23 protein-coding genes are annotated in these 16,222 nt (G+C 47.3%); 13 read left to right on the top strand and 10 right to left on the bottom strand.

Annotation, left to right across the window (positions count from 1 at the left end):
• Positions 1-50: 50 nt before the first annotated feature.
• Positions 51-326, top strand: coding sequence for a YutD family protein (locus tag K6T23_RS17250; protein ID WP_056541062.1), 276 nt, complete (start codon positions 51-53; stop codon positions 324-326).
• A 36-nt stretch (positions 327-362) separates the two neighbouring features.
• Here the strand turns inward: K6T23_RS17250 and K6T23_RS17245 are convergent, their stop codons facing one another.
• Positions 363-653: a hypothetical protein gene (locus K6T23_RS17245; RefSeq protein ID WP_053429302.1), complete on the bottom strand. Its 291-nt coding sequence runs from the start codon at positions 651-653 to the stop codon at positions 363-365.
• 60 nt (positions 654-713) lie between these two features.
• Positions 714-983, bottom strand: coding sequence for a DUF3055 domain-containing protein (locus K6T23_RS17240; protein ID WP_053429303.1), 270 nt, complete (start codon positions 981-983; stop codon positions 714-716).
• Positions 984-1,114: 131 nt separating this feature from the next.
• Between K6T23_RS17240 and K6T23_RS17235 the strand changes: the two genes are divergently transcribed.
• The 3 genes from K6T23_RS17235 to K6T23_RS17225 all read left to right on the top strand — a co-directional run bounded on the left by K6T23_RS17235 (position 1,115) and on the right by K6T23_RS17225 (position 3,205).
• Positions 1,115-1,552, top strand: a complete 438-nt coding sequence (locus K6T23_RS17235) for a DUF86 domain-containing protein (RefSeq protein WP_238282011.1) — start codon at positions 1,115-1,117, stop codon at positions 1,550-1,552.
• Between the two features lie 50 nt (positions 1,553-1,602).
• Positions 1,603-2,367 (top strand): TIGR01457 family HAD-type hydrolase, encoded by a 765-nt coding sequence (locus tag K6T23_RS17230; protein ID WP_238282008.1) that lies wholly within the window; start codon positions 1,603-1,605, stop codon positions 2,365-2,367.
• Between the two features lie 586 nt (positions 2,368-2,953).
• A complete protein-coding gene (locus tag K6T23_RS17225) occupies positions 2,954-3,205 on the top strand; it encodes a helix-turn-helix domain-containing protein (protein WP_053429306.1) in 252 nt (83 codons plus the stop codon).
• On the opposite strand, the gene sda is transcribed toward K6T23_RS17225, so the two are convergent.
• Both sda and K6T23_RS17215 read right to left on the bottom strand, forming a co-directional pair.
• Entirely contained in the window at positions 3,191-3,322 is a 132-nt protein-coding gene (sda, locus tag K6T23_RS17220) for a sporulation histidine kinase inhibitor Sda (RefSeq protein WP_079516693.1), read from the bottom strand. The genes K6T23_RS17225 and sda overlap by 15 nt on opposite strands.
• A gap of 319 nt (positions 3,323-3,641) precedes the next feature.
• Complete coding sequence (locus K6T23_RS17215) at positions 3,642-4,124, bottom strand: phosphatidylglycerophosphatase A family protein (RefSeq protein ID WP_222115406.1); 483 nt, start codon at positions 4,122-4,124, stop codon at positions 3,642-3,644.
• Positions 4,125-4,344: 220 nt separating this feature from the next.
• Here K6T23_RS17215 and yutH point away from each other — a divergent pair, with 220 nt between their 5' ends.
• The gene (gene yutH, locus K6T23_RS17210; RefSeq protein ID WP_056541073.1) at positions 4,345-5,346 is read left to right on the top strand and encodes a spore coat putative kinase YutH; all 1,002 of its coding nucleotides are present in this window, start codon (positions 4,345-4,347) and stop codon (positions 5,344-5,346) included.
• A gap of 72 nt (positions 5,347-5,418) precedes the next feature.
• Entirely contained in the window at positions 5,419-6,378 is a 960-nt protein-coding gene (locus tag K6T23_RS17205) for a 2-hydroxyacid dehydrogenase (RefSeq protein ID WP_238282006.1), read from the top strand.
• A 42-nt stretch (positions 6,379-6,420) separates the two neighbouring features.
• On the opposite strand, the gene K6T23_RS17200 is transcribed toward K6T23_RS17205, so the two are convergent.
• Positions 6,421-6,660 (bottom strand): NifU family protein, encoded by a 240-nt coding sequence (locus K6T23_RS17200; protein WP_048007030.1) that lies wholly within the window; start codon positions 6,658-6,660, stop codon positions 6,421-6,423.
• 243 nt (positions 6,661-6,903) lie between these two features.
• Here K6T23_RS17200 and K6T23_RS17195 point away from each other — a divergent pair, with 243 nt between their 5' ends.
• Entirely contained in the window at positions 6,904-7,224 is a 321-nt protein-coding gene (locus K6T23_RS17195) for a YuzD family protein (RefSeq protein WP_053429311.1), read from the top strand.
• A 69-nt stretch (positions 7,225-7,293) separates the two neighbouring features.
• On the opposite strand, the gene K6T23_RS17190 is transcribed toward K6T23_RS17195, so the two are convergent.
• Positions 7,294-8,361, bottom strand: a complete 1,068-nt coding sequence (locus K6T23_RS17190; RefSeq protein WP_238282003.1) for an NAD(P)/FAD-dependent oxidoreductase — start codon at positions 8,359-8,361, stop codon at positions 7,294-7,296.
• Positions 8,362-8,667: 306 nt separating this feature from the next.
• Between K6T23_RS17190 and K6T23_RS17185 the strand changes: the two genes are divergently transcribed.
• Positions 8,668-8,904: a YuzB family protein gene (locus K6T23_RS17185; protein WP_048007027.1), complete on the top strand. Its 237-nt coding sequence runs from the start codon at positions 8,668-8,670 to the stop codon at positions 8,902-8,904.
• A 150-nt stretch (positions 8,905-9,054) separates the two neighbouring features.
• On the top strand, positions 9,055-9,417 hold the full coding sequence (locus tag K6T23_RS17180) for a HesB/IscA family protein (protein WP_053429313.1): 363 nt from the start codon (positions 9,055-9,057) through the stop codon (positions 9,415-9,417).
• Positions 9,418-9,466: 49 nt separating this feature from the next.
• Here the strand turns inward: K6T23_RS17180 and K6T23_RS17175 are convergent, their stop codons facing one another.
• The 3 genes from K6T23_RS17175 to K6T23_RS17165 form a co-directional block, all read right to left on the bottom strand.
• Complete coding sequence (locus K6T23_RS17175) at positions 9,467-10,111, bottom strand: DUF6944 family repetitive protein (protein ID WP_056541083.1); 645 nt, start codon at positions 10,109-10,111, stop codon at positions 9,467-9,469.
• 112 nt (positions 10,112-10,223) lie between these two features.
• A complete protein-coding gene (locus tag K6T23_RS17170; RefSeq protein WP_048013277.1) occupies positions 10,224-10,865 on the bottom strand; it encodes an SDR family oxidoreductase in 642 nt (213 codons plus the stop codon).
• 107 nt (positions 10,866-10,972) lie between these two features.
• Positions 10,973-11,971, bottom strand: a complete 999-nt coding sequence (locus tag K6T23_RS17165; RefSeq protein ID WP_048013276.1) for an NAD(P)/FAD-dependent oxidoreductase — start codon at positions 11,969-11,971, stop codon at positions 10,973-10,975.
• A 443-nt stretch (positions 11,972-12,414) separates the two neighbouring features.
• Here K6T23_RS17165 and K6T23_RS17160 point away from each other — a divergent pair, with 443 nt between their 5' ends.
• From K6T23_RS17160 to K6T23_RS17145, 4 genes are all read left to right on the top strand, one after another.
• Positions 12,415-13,632, top strand: coding sequence for an NAD(P)/FAD-dependent oxidoreductase (locus K6T23_RS17160; RefSeq protein WP_053429316.1), 1,218 nt, complete (start codon positions 12,415-12,417; stop codon positions 13,630-13,632).
• A 314-nt stretch (positions 13,633-13,946) separates the two neighbouring features.
• Positions 13,947-14,069, top strand: coding sequence for a YuiA family protein (locus K6T23_RS17155; protein WP_159129969.1), 123 nt, complete (start codon positions 13,947-13,949; stop codon positions 14,067-14,069).
• 152 nt (positions 14,070-14,221) lie between these two features.
• A complete protein-coding gene (locus K6T23_RS17150; RefSeq protein ID WP_235563709.1) occupies positions 14,222-14,539 on the top strand; it encodes a YuiB family protein in 318 nt (105 codons plus the stop codon).
• 138 nt (positions 14,540-14,677) lie between these two features.
• Complete coding sequence (locus K6T23_RS17145) at positions 14,678-15,367, top strand: 3D domain-containing protein (protein WP_056541087.1); 690 nt, start codon at positions 14,678-14,680, stop codon at positions 15,365-15,367.
• A gap of 66 nt (positions 15,368-15,433) precedes the next feature.
• Here K6T23_RS17145 and K6T23_RS17140 read toward each other — a convergent pair whose 3' ends face one another.
• A complete protein-coding gene (locus K6T23_RS17140) occupies positions 15,434-16,222 on the bottom strand; it encodes a cobalamin-binding protein (RefSeq protein ID WP_238282001.1) in 789 nt (262 codons plus the stop codon).

Below are 16,222 nucleotides of genomic sequence, written 5' to 3'. Positions count from 1 at the left end.
ACAATCCGTTATAATTTAAAGTAGAGAGAAAAAGGAAAGTAGGTGGGAGTATGATCTGCATACAGAATACATGCTATGAAATCATAGATGAGTATCGGGATGGATTCAATGAGGAAGCTTTCAAGGAACGGTACAGTGATATCTTGAGTAAATATGATTACATCTTAGGTGACTGGGGGTACGGTCAGCTGCGTTTAAAGGGGTTCTTCGATGATCAGAACCAGAAGTCTTCTTTCGATACAAAGGTGAGCACCCATAAGGATTACTTGTATGAGTACTGTAACTTCGGTTGTGCATACTTTCTTGTGAAAAAAGTAAAGAAATGAACAAAAGGAACAACGTCTATGTTGTTCCTTTTGTTTTTACTCATTTTCTGTATAGGGCGGTTCTTCATTCCGGTCCGGATCCGCATGGGGAGGATGGGCACCCGGCATTTGCCGGGGGATATCCTGGTGGAGCGATTTGTTCTCATAGTTGAAGGCGCTATAATAGCGCTGTCCCTCTTTCCATGGGGTGCTCTTGTTCTCAACCGGGGTCTTCTTCCCGATGGGCGATCCATAGGGACCTTCTGGAAGGGTCTCAGGGACGAGGAAGTTTCGACCCGTTTCTACATTGGAGAAGTCTGTATATGACTGATTCTCTTTATCCGGCATGGTATTCCCTCACTTTCGTTTGGGAATAGTATGTGAAATGCGGTATAGCTTCATTCATGATTACATAATGACTTCAGAGAGGAAATCCCTTAATTCACCGGCTTCTTCTTCCGTAAGCTTGAATGTGCTTTCCAAATAGCCGGGTTCGTCCAGGTCGTCGCGTCCGATGATGGCGAAGCGATTTCCCTGTAGATCAAAGACCAAGGATTTCCCGTAGTATCGTTCGGTCTGGGTAATGGCCAGGTCGTAGCGCTGCTCTTCTCCCATGAAGCTGACGAATCGGGTGCGGGTCTGTTCCTGGTCGTCATAAAGATAAAAACGTTCTTCCACTTGAATTCCCTCCATTTGTATATCGCTCCATTCATCATAACAAAATCAGGTTGATGTGCAACATCCGATCTTAGTCGGCTACCGGAATCTGTGATAAAATGGGGACAGTACTGCGAGATGAGGTGGACATAATGTATTTTGTGGACAGGGAAAAAATCGAAGAAAGACTCGTATTCATGCAGGATCAACTGGTCCTATACACGGAAGGCCGGGAATGGGACAAGCCCTACGGGAAGCTTGCCCTTGAGCGTATCGCCCACACCTTGATTGAATCGATCCTGGATGTAGGCAATAGCATGATCGATGGTTTCATCATGAGGGATCCTGGGAGTTATGATGATATCATTGATATCCTCCTCGACGAAAAAGTGATCGACGAAGAGATGAGTGGGGACTTCAAGCGGTTCATTGCCACACGGAAGGATCTTGTTCAGGACTATCCGTCTGTCGATATTGAGGAAATCCAGGTCTTGCTGGAAGATATCAAGACCAATCTGGAGCGCTTCCCCAATGAAATCAGAAGCTATCTTGAAAACGAGCTTGGCCCGGTATCGGCATTTAAAAATTGATAACGAAACGCTTTCTGTTCAGAAAGCGTTTTCTTAATGAGGTGGAGAAAATGAAAGACTACAAAGGATATCTCATCGATTTGGATGGGACCATGTATAAAGGGACAGAAAAGATTGAAGAAGCGGGTGATTTCATCCGCAGTCTTCAACAAAATGGCATCCCCTATCTATTTGTGACGAATAACTCTTCAAGAAGACCGGAGCAGGTGGCAGAAAAATTGCGCGGATTCGATATCCCGGCTGAAGCCGCACAAGTGTTCACGACGTCGATGGCGACTGCTCAATACGTCCATGAAAGGAAACCAGGGGGCAGTGCCTACGTGATCGGTGAGGAAGGAATACGTGATGCACTCGAGAACAAAGGGATCACCCTTAAGGACGAAGGAGTGGATTTCGTCATCGTTGGGATTGACCGAGAGATCAACTATGAAAAGTTATCCCTTGCTTGCCTTGCGGTTCGAAATGGGGCAGAGTTCATCTCGACCAATGGAGACATCGCCATCCCGACTGAAAGGGGACTTCTTCCGGGGAACGGTTCGCTGACGTCAGTCGTGACCGTCTCAACGGGGACCGAGCCAGTATTCATCGGGAAGCCTGAGCCGATCATCATGGAACAGGCGCTTTCTGTACTCGGCACAAGTAAAGAAGAGACCCTCATGGTGGGGGATAACTACGACACCGATATCATGGCCGGAATCCGTGCCGGTATCGACACCCTGATGGTTCACACGGGAGTGACACCGAAGGAGATGTTGAAAGAAAAGAAAGAGCAACCTACGTATTCATTGGACCATCTTGGCCAATGGGAAATATAATCAGTGAAGAGAAGCCTGTCCTCCCTCGGGAGGACAGGCTTCTCTCTTGATCAAGTGTGAAAATTTTTGGTATTTAAGAGGGAAATCCCATAAGAAATTACACATTTTTCGTGGACAACGTCCCCTTGTATAAGTAAAATAGAACTAGTGTTTAAGAAGAAAAAAAGACAGATATCTGTTTTGAATGCCTACACACCCTATGATTGTGACATCCCTCATTCAACTTAACGTATGAGCGTTCGTGGAATTTGCGTTTACTCCATCAGGATTTAACTACTCCCTCTAGCTAACTTTCCCAGTACCATCAATTCGAACAGAAGGTCTTCTTCTTGCCAATACTGATAGAGTTTGAAAAGGTTTAAAAAAGCTACAATTTTTCTAATCTTTTCATGTGTTAAATGAGACTTAATCGGGTAAAGACAACAGACAAGATGAAAATTGTGGACTATTAGCATTGGTACCTTTTCAGTTTCTAACTATTCTTTACGAAAAGTAAGGCAACTTTAAGAATGGAAGACATTGTTTCTTATTTGGACGCGAAACAACACACATCAATTCTAAAGAATTTTAAAAGGGTAGTGAGGTAATGAGTGTTACAGAACTTGTCGGGAAGAAAATCAGACATCATAGAAGATCGAGAGAAATCACCATTCAGGAATTAAGTCGTGTATGCGGATTAACGGTTAATTACATCTCGTTAATTGAAAAAGGGGAGGCGAATCCATCGTTGAATAAACTCCATGCAATCATCAATGCATTGGAAGTTCACTGGTCGGATATCATGCCGTCGAAGGATGAGCAAAAGGTCATCAGCGAGAAGGAACTATCGAGTTATTGATCCCAGTTTTCTTTTCTTCAATTCCTCTTCGATCAATAGAATGAATTCAGAGCTGAGGTTTAATAACTTTGCTTTTTTATATGCATCTAAAAGGGCTTGATCACTTAATGTTTTCATGGAATCCACCTCTATTTCCGTTTTGGGTAGCGTGAAATTTGATTCGAATTCTGCGAAATGCATAAAGTGATCGCCTTGTTAGATGTATTTTGCCGTTCATTGCTTTAGTCCCACTATAGTGATAATTATTACAACTATAATTGTAACTATATCTAAGTATAGCACATAGTGCAACAGTAAGTTAGTAAAAAGGTTCTATTAATTGGTTATACGATGGTTGAATGAGGGGAATGTTTCTTTTGAAGAGAGGGTCACTGGGCATCGCTTCTTAACACACTAAAAAAATCAGACGGAGCTCCGTCTGATTTTTCTTTTGCCCTCAGTCTTGGTGCTTGGCACGGTGAGCGAGCCTGCTTGAAGCAGCGGCAGCGATGGCACCGACGATGTCATCGAGGAAGGTGTGGCACATACCGGTGGACTTATCGTTCAATCGTTCCAGTATCCCCGGTTTTAATTTATCGATATACCCGTAGTTGGTGAATCCGATTGATCCATAGACATTTACAATGGAAAAAGCGAGGATTTCATCTACCCCGTATAAGCCTTCGTCTACTTCGATGATGGCTTGAAGGGGTTCTTCAAGCATTTTCTTTTCACCCAGCTTATCCAGTTGAATCCCGGTCAGGATCGCATTTTGGACTTCCCGTTTCGTCAGCACCCTCTCGACATTATGGATGCATTCCTTCATTTCAAGATCAGGATGATATTTTTTCTGCAGGAACATGACCAGCTCTGCAATATCTTCGATAGTCACTCCTCTTTCGAGAAGCCAATTGCGTGCCGTTTTCTCTAATAAATCCATCGATTCTTTATCCTTCATCCTATTCACCTTTTCCTTGGAAGATAATGATAGCCCCTGTTTCGATTAGACGAAGCCCTGTTTTTTACTCATATGATGATGGCATGGAAAATAGACTTTACTAATAAGTCATTCTTTTCATTCATGCCCTCGGCACGATGAGCGTATTCATATTTATGATGACGATATGGGCCACTATTCTGGTTTTTAAGGAGAGAACGTGATGTCTTCAGAACTATTGATGAACCATTTTGGGTTGCGCCCAGAACGAACATTCTTTGATGGGACGATGAACCGATACATGGCTGGGGGATCTTTATATAGTATTGTCGGCGTATCGAATACGGAACAGGAAACCCTCGTGGAGATCTATAAATTGTCGGAGCATCTCAGCGCTCAAGGGGACCGGTATACGTCGCGTTTTGTACAGAGCAACGAAGGGAAGTTCCTGGTCACGGAAGGAGAAAAGGACTTCGTCGTCCTCCGGAATGAGCCGCTTTCGCCTCCTGAGGGAAATGCACTCGGAAGGAAGTTGGGCAAGTTCCACTTCAGGGGAAGGCTGTATGAGGAGAAGGTCGAAAAAATCAACAGGATGGGACAGTGGAAGATGCTATGGGAACGGAGGCTTTCCCAGCTTGAGAAGGCATATTATCAAGTGATCCAGGATCAGCCTGTTGATGAATTCGAAGAGCGGTTTGTTGAAAGCTACCCTTATTACACCGCTCTCGCTGAGAATGCCATACAGTATCTCGTGGATACGGAGCTTGATGAAGATCCCGATGTCGCCGATGCCGGGACGATCTGCCACGAACGGTTCGGACAGCATACGTGGGGGACCGAGAACTGTATACACTTCCCGTTTCAGTGGGTATTCGATCACAGCACGCGTGATCTGGCCGAGTGGGTGAGGGAGAAGTACTTCGAGAAGAGTCAGACGTTCCACCCCGAGCTGCAGGAATTCATCCGGGAGTATGAAAAAATCAATCCGTTATCCCCCTTTGCTTGGAGACTGATGTATTCCCGCCTCCTTTTCCCGCTTCATTATTTCGAGTGTATCGAAGAGTATTATATTTCGACTTCCGAGCAGCAAAAAAAGCTTGTGGAGGATCAATTGAACGTCCACTTGAGGAATTCGGGTCAGTATGAGTCCTTTCTCGCAGACTTTTACCATATGTCGGAGGTCCCTGTGAAGAAATGGGGAATCCCCGTGATCGACTGGCTATGATAAGAAGATCCCCTGCTTTTATGCTACACTGGTAGTATAGTCGACTACCAACATGAAAGTGGGGAACAGCTCTTGAAACCGTTCATTTACATTACGCGCAAGCTACCTGAAACATTGATACAGCCACTGCAGGATCGTTATGAAGTGGAAATGTGGGACCAGGACGATGTGAAAGTGCCGAGGGAGGTCCTATTGGAGAAAGCAGGGAAGGCGTCCGCACTCCTGACGATGCTTTCGGACCGGATTGACGGTGAATTGCTCGATCAGGGAGAACACCTGAAAGTCGTCGCCAATCTGGCAGTGGGGTTTGATAATATCGATGTGGCGTACGCAAAGGAAAAGGGCGTCGCGGTCTGCAATACCCCGGACGTCTTGACGGAAACGACGGCGGACCTTGCCTTTGGTTTGATGATGGCTACGGCAAGACGGATCGTGGAAGGTGATCGATACATAAGGGAAGGCGAATGGAAAAGCTGGTCGCCACTCCTCCTCGCCGGAGCGGATATCCATCACAAAACCTTAGGGATCGTCGGAATGGGTAGCATAGGGGAAGCGGTTGCGAGAAGAGCCAAGGGGTTCAGCATGGACGTCCTTTATCACAACCGTAACCGTAGACCGGAAGCGGAAGAAGCCTTGGGTGCGTCATTCACATCCCTTAATGAGCTGTTGAAGGAGTCCGATTTCGTTGTGGTCCTTGCTCCACTGACAGAGGAGACGAAAGGGTTGTTCCAGAGAGAACAGTTTGCCATGATGAAAGACAGCGCGATCTTCATCAACGCCGCCAGGGGACCTATCGTGGATGAAGATGCACTGGTGGAAGCGATTCGTGAAGGGATGATTGCGGGAGCCGGACTGGATGTGTTCACCAAGGAGCCGATCTCCATGGACCACCCTCTCCTTTCACTGGATAGGGTCGTGGTGCTCCCTCATATCGGGAGCTCATCCGTCGATACGAGGTATGATATGGTCAGGCTTTGCACCGATAATATACAGGCAGTCCTTGAAGGAAAAGAACCGAGGACGGCCCTATAAAAAAAGAACAGCTTCGGGAGTCCGGAGCTGTTCTTCATTGCATTAAAAGACTTGTTCTACTTCGACGATTCCAGGTACTTCTTCAACCAGGGCACGCTCGATACCTGCTTTGAGGGTGATGGTTGAACTCGGGCAGCTTCCGCATGCACCCAATAGGCGAAGTTTGACGATCCCGTCTTCTACGTCGACGAGCTCACAGTCACCGCCATCGCGAAGGAGGAACGGACGCAATTTATCTAATACTTCCTGTACGGACGACATCATATCTGTTTGTTCAGTCATATTTGATCGACTCCTTTCCTTATCTCCTATTATAATGACATATCCACAAAAAATCTATCAACCTGAAAAGAATGGTGATTTTTTTCGTGGCATAGATCGTCGATCCCGTCATTTCCACACGCTGGTGGTTAATGGATTACTACCAAGATATGATAAAAACACCTTCAATGTCAAAATTGGAGTTCCAAATCACCCGGCATTTTTGTAAAATGGTCATAGGAACACGCCAAAGGGGAGTCTGCCATGAAACCGATCGAACTATGTGTGTATGGAGCAGAAGTCACATGTCCAAGCTGTGTGAACCTGCCGTCATCAAAAGAAACGTACGAGTGGCTGGAGGCCGCAATCGGGAGGAAGTACCCCGAACAGCCTTTCACCATCACGTATATCGATATCCATTCTCCTCCCGAGAATGACGTCTTCAAGGAGTTTTCCGCACGTGTGATTGAAGAAGATCTCTTTTATCCCGTAGTGACGGTGGAAGGGACGATCGTGGGCGAGGGGAATCCGCGCCTGAAAGACGTGTATTCAGAGCTCGAGAAGTATGGTTACAAGGCCGTATGAACGAAAGCATTCCCGTGATGGAATGCTTTTTTCAATAAAGAAAACGCCCGGGAACACCGGGCGTTTCCATTATCCGTTATGATATTTGTACATCCAGAGCACACCGGACTTCAATAGTCGTGCGACACGACCCGTAATGGAACGCTCATTCACGAGACCGAAGCCATGCTTTTTGCCGAGGGAACCGAGGATCCCTTTCAGCTTGATCTTAGGAAGCGTCTCGGGAAGGGGCTCATTGGCCCAGCGTTTCAGCAGGATGGTGACGATCTGTTCTGCCTGTCCTTCCGCGAGTTGTGCACTCGGTGCCTGTGGGAGGCTGGCGCAGTCCCCGACGATGTAGACATGCTCATCATTCGGGAGGTTATGGTACTTGCTGATGACAACACGCCCACTCGCGTCCGATTCGACATTCATGTCGCGCACCACCTTGCTCGGTTGGATACCCGCCGTCCATACGATGGCATCACAGTGAATCTGCTCTTCGTGATTGTGAAGGATTGTCGGATCCACCTTCGTGATATTGGAATTGTTCACGATTTCGACGTTGTTCTCGTCGAACCAGCCATGCACATAGGAGCTGAGGCGTTCCGGGAAAGCATTGAGGATACGGGGGCCGCGGTCGAAGAGCTTGATCTTCAGATCGCTGCGGCTCTCACGGAGTTCACTGGCAAGCTCGATGCCGCTTAATCCGGCCCCTACGATCCCGACGATGGAGCCCGCAGGAAGGCTATTCAAGGTATGATACGTCTTCCTGGATTTCTCGATGGTTTGAATGCTGTACGAATTCTCTTCAGCACCAGGGACTCCGTGGAACTTGTCCTCACAGCCCAATCCGATGACGAGATCGTCGTATGGGACCGAATCCTGGCCGGCGATATGGATTTGTTTGGTGTCCATGTCGACCTGTGTCACATCTCCATATATGTAGGAAAGGCGTTCATGCTCAGGGAAGGTGACCCTCACATGGTGATCGGAAATGGTCCCTGCCGCGAGGGCGTAATATTCTGTTTTCAAGCAGTGATACGGATTGCGGTCGATCAGGGTGATCGATACATCTTCTGGAAGTTGATTCGGTAATAAGCGAAGGAGTACGCGCATATTGCCATATCCGCCGCCGAGCAGCACTAAATGTTTCATACAGATTTCCCCTTTTGCACTCTACAGTATGATAGCCACAGTAGCGTTGATTTTATCCCCAGAGAACAGGGTGCATAGAGACCCTTGAACAGGACCCTATAGAAGTAAGCACTTTCAATATGAGGACTAATTACATTTGAATAATATATTCGAATCCTTTTGTCACTAAAAGTATATCGAAATCACGCCTTTTTCACAACAGAAACAAGGTAAATTGTTCACAATCTGTTATACCAATTCAATCAGTGACGAATGATTGACGTTTAAAATAAAAAAAGGTAGCATAACAGCAGTGAGGTGATCGCGTTGAAACCAATAATCGAATTTTGTATCAGCAATCTTGCGAGTGGTGCGCAGGCAGCGCTTGAAATATTGGAGAGGGACCCGAATCTCGATGTCATCGAATACGGCTGTCTCGGGTACTGCGGCAAATGTGCCCAATCCATGTACGCCCTCGTTAACGGGGAAGTCGTAACAGGCGATACACCACAGGGATTGGTGGATGAAATATATCAATTCCTTGAAGAAAACCCGATGTTTTAATTCAATGCCTGCTCCCTAGTCGGAGAGGCATTTTCTTCTTTCTATTATAAATGGAGAGGGTGAGCCTTTTTTTGGCGCATCCACTTCGGTTGAGTAGTAAAATAGAAAGGAGTATACTATAGATACCATAAGGTGCTGGAGGTGTAAGTAATGAGTGAAATCGTCAACCTGACGGAAGCTGCCGCCGGTCAGATCAAGGATATGATGCAGGAACATGATGAGCTGGATGCCATGCTCCGCGTAGGGGTCAAAGGCGGTGGATGCAGCGGCCTGTCCTACGGGATGGGATTCGAGCATGACGTGCAGGAAGGGGATACCCTCCTTGAACAGCACGGCATCAAGTTGGTCGTGGCAAAAAACGACGCTGCCATCCTGAATGGCACAAAGATCGACTATAAGCAGTCCATGATGGGCGGAGGCTTCACCATCGATAATCCGAACGCCATCGCGTCATGCGGGTGCGGATCATCGTTTGTGACGGCCAATAATAAAGGTACGCCTGAGGAATGCTGATTCATAAAAACAACGAAAATCCCCTGATCATTCTCCGGTCAGGGGATTTTTATGTGGGATCTTCCGAATCATCTTCTTTTACAAGATACCCGAACCTGCTGCATTCAGGGATGCCGATCGTACTGATCAGGGATATGACGGCTCCGGTCGCCTGAATCCAGCTGCCGACCACATCAAAGGTGCGGAAGCTTCCGTCATCATCGTCCCCGTCATCAGGATACTGAAGCTTCTTTTGGATCCTACTTTTTTTCAGGTTCTCGATGCCGTTGATGGCCTGGAGGGAATTCCCGGTCACCTGAAGGATGTTTCCTATGATCGACAGGCCGTCGTTTATATCGGGGTTGGGTTCACTGAACTCCGGTCCGAGGGCAGCGGTTCCTCCCAGAGCCTGGAACCAGTTCCCGGTGATCACCAACTTTTGCTTCGTTTCATCGTCAAAGTTGATGATCAGTCCGGCGACGACCGTCGAGTTTCCGAGGGATTGAATTTCATTTCCGATCCGGCCGAGGGAAAAAGGTTCTTGGGTATCGGCCTCGATTCCGTTCCCCACTCCTTGCATGACGTTTCCGATGACGCTCAAATCCAGTCGGAACGGTTTGGAGAGGACACGGAAGGGGGTGGCTCCCACTGCGGCGATGACGGTACCGACCGCTGTGACGGAAGCCCCGAAGATGGCTTTGGATTCGTTGCTCATGTCATCAACCCAATCAGTGGATATAGTGCTATATCGTATTCAATCCATTCAGGATGGGTACCTACCCAGCCATGCATGAAAAAGCCGCCTTCATTATGAAGGCGGCCGCTGGTCATATAGTCTTGAGTGCTTGCTCAACTGGTACGTCCCCACCGAGGATTTCAAATACTTTGTGATACGTTTCCTCTGTGGTGATCGATTCGACGAGGACCTTTGCTACGTCCTCGCGGGGGATATCATTGCTTTTGTCCGCAATGGACTCAGAAGCCGTGATTTTGCCTGTTCCCGAATCAAAGCTAAGGGCACCTGGGCGGATGATCGTATAGTTCAGCCCGCTCTCTTTGAGGTGTTCATCGGCAATCCCCTTGGCTTCCAGATAGTATTGGAGGCCTTCAGGTCCGTTTGAAGGGTTGTCGGCTCCCATGGAACTGAGCATCACGAAACGTTCGATGCCTTTCTCTTTCGCAAAGTCGATGGCTTTTATGGCGCCCTCCCGATCAACGGCGCGAGTTTTGTCATCTCCGGTGCTTCCGCCGCTTCCGGCTGCGAAGATGACGGCGTTCACGTTATCGAGGGCATAGGAGAAGTCCCCTTCAAGATCGGCGACAATCGGTCGTGCGCCGAGGCTTTCCATTTCTTCTGCCTGCTCGGTCTTGCGGATCATCGCCTTGACGAAATGCTGTTCACTGTGAGCGAGTTCCTTTACGATGAGACGACCCGTATGGCCGTTGGCTCCGATCACTAATACATTCATTGATTTGATCTCCCTTTCTAAATGGATTCATACTTATTTTTTACCCGAAGGCGCCCGGATTAAACAAAAAAAGGGCAGCAGGGGGATTCCCTGCTGCCCTTAGGAGGTCAATCATTGAACATGGACGTACTATGAAGAGGCTGTACCCGTGCCTTTGGATCCATGAAGGCCTTCGCATTGTTGACGGCTGTAGGCGCTTCGCCGAATCCGCTTGCGATCAGTTTGACCTTGCCGTCATACGTGCTGATGTCACCAGCTGCATAGATTCCCGGGATATTCGTCTCCATGCGGGAGTTCACCACGATGGAATTTTTCTCGATATCCAGACCCCAGTCCTTGATCGGGCCAAGGGATGAGACGAAACCGAAGTTCACGATCAATTCGTCGAAATCAATCACTTCTTTTTCTTCGCTCTTCACCTTATCGAGAACAAGCTGGTTGATTCGCTCTCCATCTGCCACCAGATCGGATGGAACGAACGGGGTCTTGAGTTCGACGCTCGATTGTTCCAGAAGCTCGACACTGTGCTCGTGAGCGCGGAATTTGTCCCTGCGATGGATGAGCTGTACCTTGCTTGCCACCGGTTCGAGCATGAGCGCCCAGTCCACCGCAGAATCACCGCCGCCGCAGATGGCAACGTTTTTACCACGGAAGTATTCAAGGTTATCTACAAAGTAATGAAGGTTTTTCCCTTCGTATTCCAGTGCCCCTTCAAGCTCCAGGCGTCGAGGTTGGAATGCTCCATTCCCGGCTGTGATGATGATGGTCCTGGAGTAGTGGATTTCTTTGTCTGTTGTCAGTTTGAAGCAGCCGTCGCCCTGTTTCTCGACTTGTTCGACCGCTTGTTCGAGGCAGACTGTCGTTTCGAACTTCGACATCTGTTCTTTCAGGTTGTTGACCAGGTCCTGTGCCTTTACCTTGGGGAATCCGGCAACATCATATATGTACTTTTCAGGATAAAGGGTGGCGAGCTGTCCGCCGAGCTGGGGCAGGCTTTCGATGACTTTGACGGATGCCTTCCTCATTCCCCCGTAGAAGGCCGTGAATAACCCTGTAGGGCCTCCGCCGATGACCGTGATATCGTATACTTTTTGATCTTCCTTCACTTGCGATCCCTCCGAAATTTCATTTATTATAACGTATTCTATCATACGCAATTCCATTCTTCCTATGATTTGAAATGGGGCAGGCGATAATTCAGACTTATGAATGAGAAAACTGTCGTTTTTCCAATATTCTTAAGTTTATTATTTAGCCTTAATATCTTGAAAAACCGCAGCAAAAAGCATATTATGTTATATGGACGTATTGTTAAGGATTTATGACAATTTTCGCGGTCTTATGTCCTAGTTCGTGAAAGATGTCACATACTTTCTTGTTCCTTTGTCTTTATATTATTCATTACCGTTTTAATAAAGGTGTTGTGCCGTTTGATTCCCATCAATCCAGGGAAAAGAAGATGGATGAGACTTACGGGATAAAAACCTATCATGTGGAGGATTCTAATACTATCCTACACAAATCTAAATAAAAGGTGGATGTGATTCAGTTGAGAAAGCCAAGAGTTGTCGTTTTAGGTGCAGGTTACGCTGGATTGATGACGGTTACCCGTCTTCAAAAACAATTGGGTACGAATGACGCAGAAATTATCCTAGTGAATAAAAATGATTATCACTATGAAACAACATGGTTGCATGAAGCATCAGCTGGTACACTGCATCATGATCGTGTACGCTACGATATCAAAGGTGTGGTTAATACTAGCAAGGTCAACTTCCTTCAAGCATCTGTTGAAGATATTAAAGTAGCTGAGAAGAAAGTCGTAACGGACCAGGGTGATGTCGAGTATGATTACCTTGTGATCGGACTTGGTGCAGAAGCTGAAACATTCGGTATCCAAGGTCTTCACGAGCATGCGTTCACAATCTCCAATGTGAATGGTGCACGTCAGATCCGTGACCATATCGATCTCCAATTCGCTACGTACAAAGCAGAAGGTGAAATCAACGATGAGCGTTTGACGATCGTCGTCGGTGGTGCAGGTTTCACAGGAATCGAGTTCCTAGGTGAGCTTGGTAACCGTGTCCCTGAGCTATGCAAAGAGTACGATATCGATCAGAAGAAAGTACGCATCGTCTGTGTGGAAGCTGCTCCGATGATCCTTCCTGGATTCGATCCGGAACTAGTGAAATACGCTCGTGCGGCACTTGAGAAGAAAGGCGTGGAATTCTCGATCGGAACTCCGCTTAAAGAAGCAAGAGAAGGCAGTGTCCTTATTGCGAAAAGCGAAGATGAAATCGAGGAACTCAAAGCCGGTACCATCGTATGGGCAGCAGGCGTGCGCGGAAGCACCCTCATCGAGAAATCAGGCATCGAAAACATGCGTGCCCGTGTCAAAGTCAACCTTGACCTTCGTGCACCTGGCCATGACGATATCTTCGTCCTCGGTGACTGTTCACTCATGATCAACGAAGAAACAGAACGCCCTTATCCTCCGACTGCACAGATCGCCATGCAGCAAGGGGAAACATGTGCGCGCAACATCGCAGCACTTGTTCACGGTAAAGATCAGTTGGAAAACTTCAAGCCGGACATCAAAGGTACTGTCTGCTCACTAGGTGAAGACGATGCAATCGGTGTTGTTTACGGTAAGAAATTGACTGGTGTGAAAGCTTCATTCATGAAAAAAGTGATCGATAACCGTTCACTCTTCATGGTAGGCGGACCATCACTCGTATTCAAAAAAGGGAAATTCAAATTTTTCTAAGCCGATTGGCTGAAAAAGCGGAGCGCTGATGCTCCGCTTTTTTTGTGTAGAAACGTTTATACATAAGTTCTAGGAACTTAATGCACTGGAAAAAAAGAATAAATGGACGATTTGGAAAGGCATGAAATAGAACGCTCCCAGCAAGGAAAGGATTTTGTGAAAGAAGCTAACAAACTTTTTGAAATATTGAGATATTTAAAGTAAACATAAAATGTATTCGCTTTCTTCGGTGTACATCCCCTCATAGGAACCTTTTCATGAATCGAAAAAGATGATATATTATCAGAAAATTAAGAAATCAAAGGAGAGATTCGATGAGAGCTGGTACAACGAAGACAAAATCATGTGAATACTGTTCGGGAAAAGGGTATTTCCAGCTGGTATTGGGCGGATCTGAAACCTGTCCTTGTTGCAGTGGAAGTGGCAAGCAAAAATAGTCCACCAGTTGTGGTGATTTTGTGAATAATGTCGAAATTTTCCTTCGTCTTATTGACGCTTCCATCAACATTCAGTACACTTAACAATAGTGTTTGGCTCCTATGACAGGTGTAATCTGCCGATGGAGCCAGTGTTAGATGGGGGTGGGGAAATGCCAATACACGTCATCTTGATTTCAATGCTTCTGTTTCTTGTCCTGTTTTTCGGAATCGGTTTTCTGCTTAATATGCTGCTCCGAATGACATGGATCATGACCATCATCTATCCGATCATCGTCATTTTCATCGTGGATGAAGTGCGTTTCATCGATTATTTCAGAAACGCTGGGGAAGCATTCCCTGAACTAGGGAGAAGGATCAGTCATTTGGCTTCAGCCGATCTGTTGATTCTTGGAAGCGGTTTAATAGGGGCGGTCCTTTCGGGAGTCGTCATGAGAATATTGAGATCAAAGGGATATCGAATGTTTTAAAACAGTCCGTTCGTCCGGGTGAGTTCCGGGTGGCGGGCTTTTTTTGCTTCCAATTTTTGAGATAATTCGATTATTTTATCAATTTATGAATACATGCCCTCCAGGATGGGAAGGAATAAGGGTGGGAGGAGTGTATACATGATTAAGAATTGGAGCAAACGACTTTTGATGGTCCTATTGTTCATTTTTGCCCTTGAGACGACATTCCAATCGGTATCGGGCGTCAAGGCTGCAACCCTTAAAGCGTGGTGGGAGACCCAGATGGAGAACGCCGGGCGTGGGGAACATGAGATCAATCAATTAGGGATGACTGCAAAAATCCTTAAGAAAGTGAGCAGTACCAAAACCCAGATTTCATCGAGTAAACCTGTGAAAGACAAACCAGTCACCCTGAACGGGCTGGATTGGAATCAATATAAGAAGCATACTGTCGTCGCCACGGGCTACACGGCGGGGGTGGAGTCAACGGGGAAGAATCCCGGCCATCCGGGCTATGGGATTACATACTCCGGCGTCAAAGTGAAACGTGACCTTTATTCGACCATAGCCGCTGATACGACGGTCTTTCCGATCGGGACGGTTCTGTACATCCCTGACTACGGGTTTGGCGTGGTCGCCGACACCGGGAGTGCCATCAAAGGAAACAAGCTTGATCTGTACTACGATACAGTCGATGAGGTTTATGCGCAATGGGGGAAGAAAACCCTAGATGTATACATCATCGAAGAGGGTTCAGGTAAGCTCACAGAAGAACAGTTGACCAAGCTTAATGAAAATAAAACCATGCAGGTATTCAGGGATCAAATCCTTTCACCTGAAAAAGAATGAGTAAAGACAAAACCGGCAGGAACTCCTGCCGGTTTTTCCATGCGTGGGGATCGATGATCTTTTCGCTTACATATGGGCGTATTCGTCAGGGTGCAGGATTTTTGCAAGCTTGACCGCACCCTTCAACAGGAGTGGGGAAGGCCGGCAATAGAGGGCTTCCTCCAGTACGAGGATGCGCTCATCCTGAACGGCCTTCAAGAAGGACCATCCCGGTCTCTTTTTGATCAGGTCCGGTTTTACTTTATCCTGCCGCACGCCTACCCAGGCGAGGCATATATAATCGGGATCCCTCGACAGGACATCCTCCCAGTCTGTCTGGACGCTAGCCAGTTCGACGTCATTGAAGAGGTTTACGGCCCCGCACATGTCACTCAGCTCCGTCAGCCAGTTCGTCCTGCCGGGAGTGAAAACGGGCTTTGGCCACCATTCCCAGTACAAGGAAGGGCGATTGGTGATGCCTTGGCCGATGGCCTTCAACGCTTCGACTTTTTGAAGGAAGTGCCTGCGCTTAGTCGAAGCGTCGGAGTCGTCCATGCCGCAGGCGCGCCCGATGGCAAGGAGATCATCCGCTATATCCTTGAAGCTTTGAGGGTTCAATGTGAGATGGGGAATCCCCCGTTTCTCTAGCTCCTCGATATTCTTCTCCATTCCCGGTACGCTCAGTGATGCAAGGACCAGATCGGGTTGAAGGCTTTCGACCCGATCCATATCGATGGATAGGTCGGGTCCGAGCCTGGGCAGGGATAGGACGGCTTCCGGATGATCGGAGTAGTCGTCAACCCCCACGAGGTAAGGGGTGAGTCCAAGCTCATCAATCAGCTCCGTATTATTGGGGCATATGGATATGAGGCGCAT

It is taken from the genome of Rossellomorea marisflavi, assembly GCF_022170785.1.
Taxonomy (GTDB): Bacteria; Bacillota; Bacilli; order Bacillales; family Bacillaceae_B; genus Rossellomorea; species Rossellomorea marisflavi_B.
The sequence above is the reverse complement of the archived record's forward strand: the minus strand, read 5'-3'. Positions and strand labels throughout refer to the sequence as shown.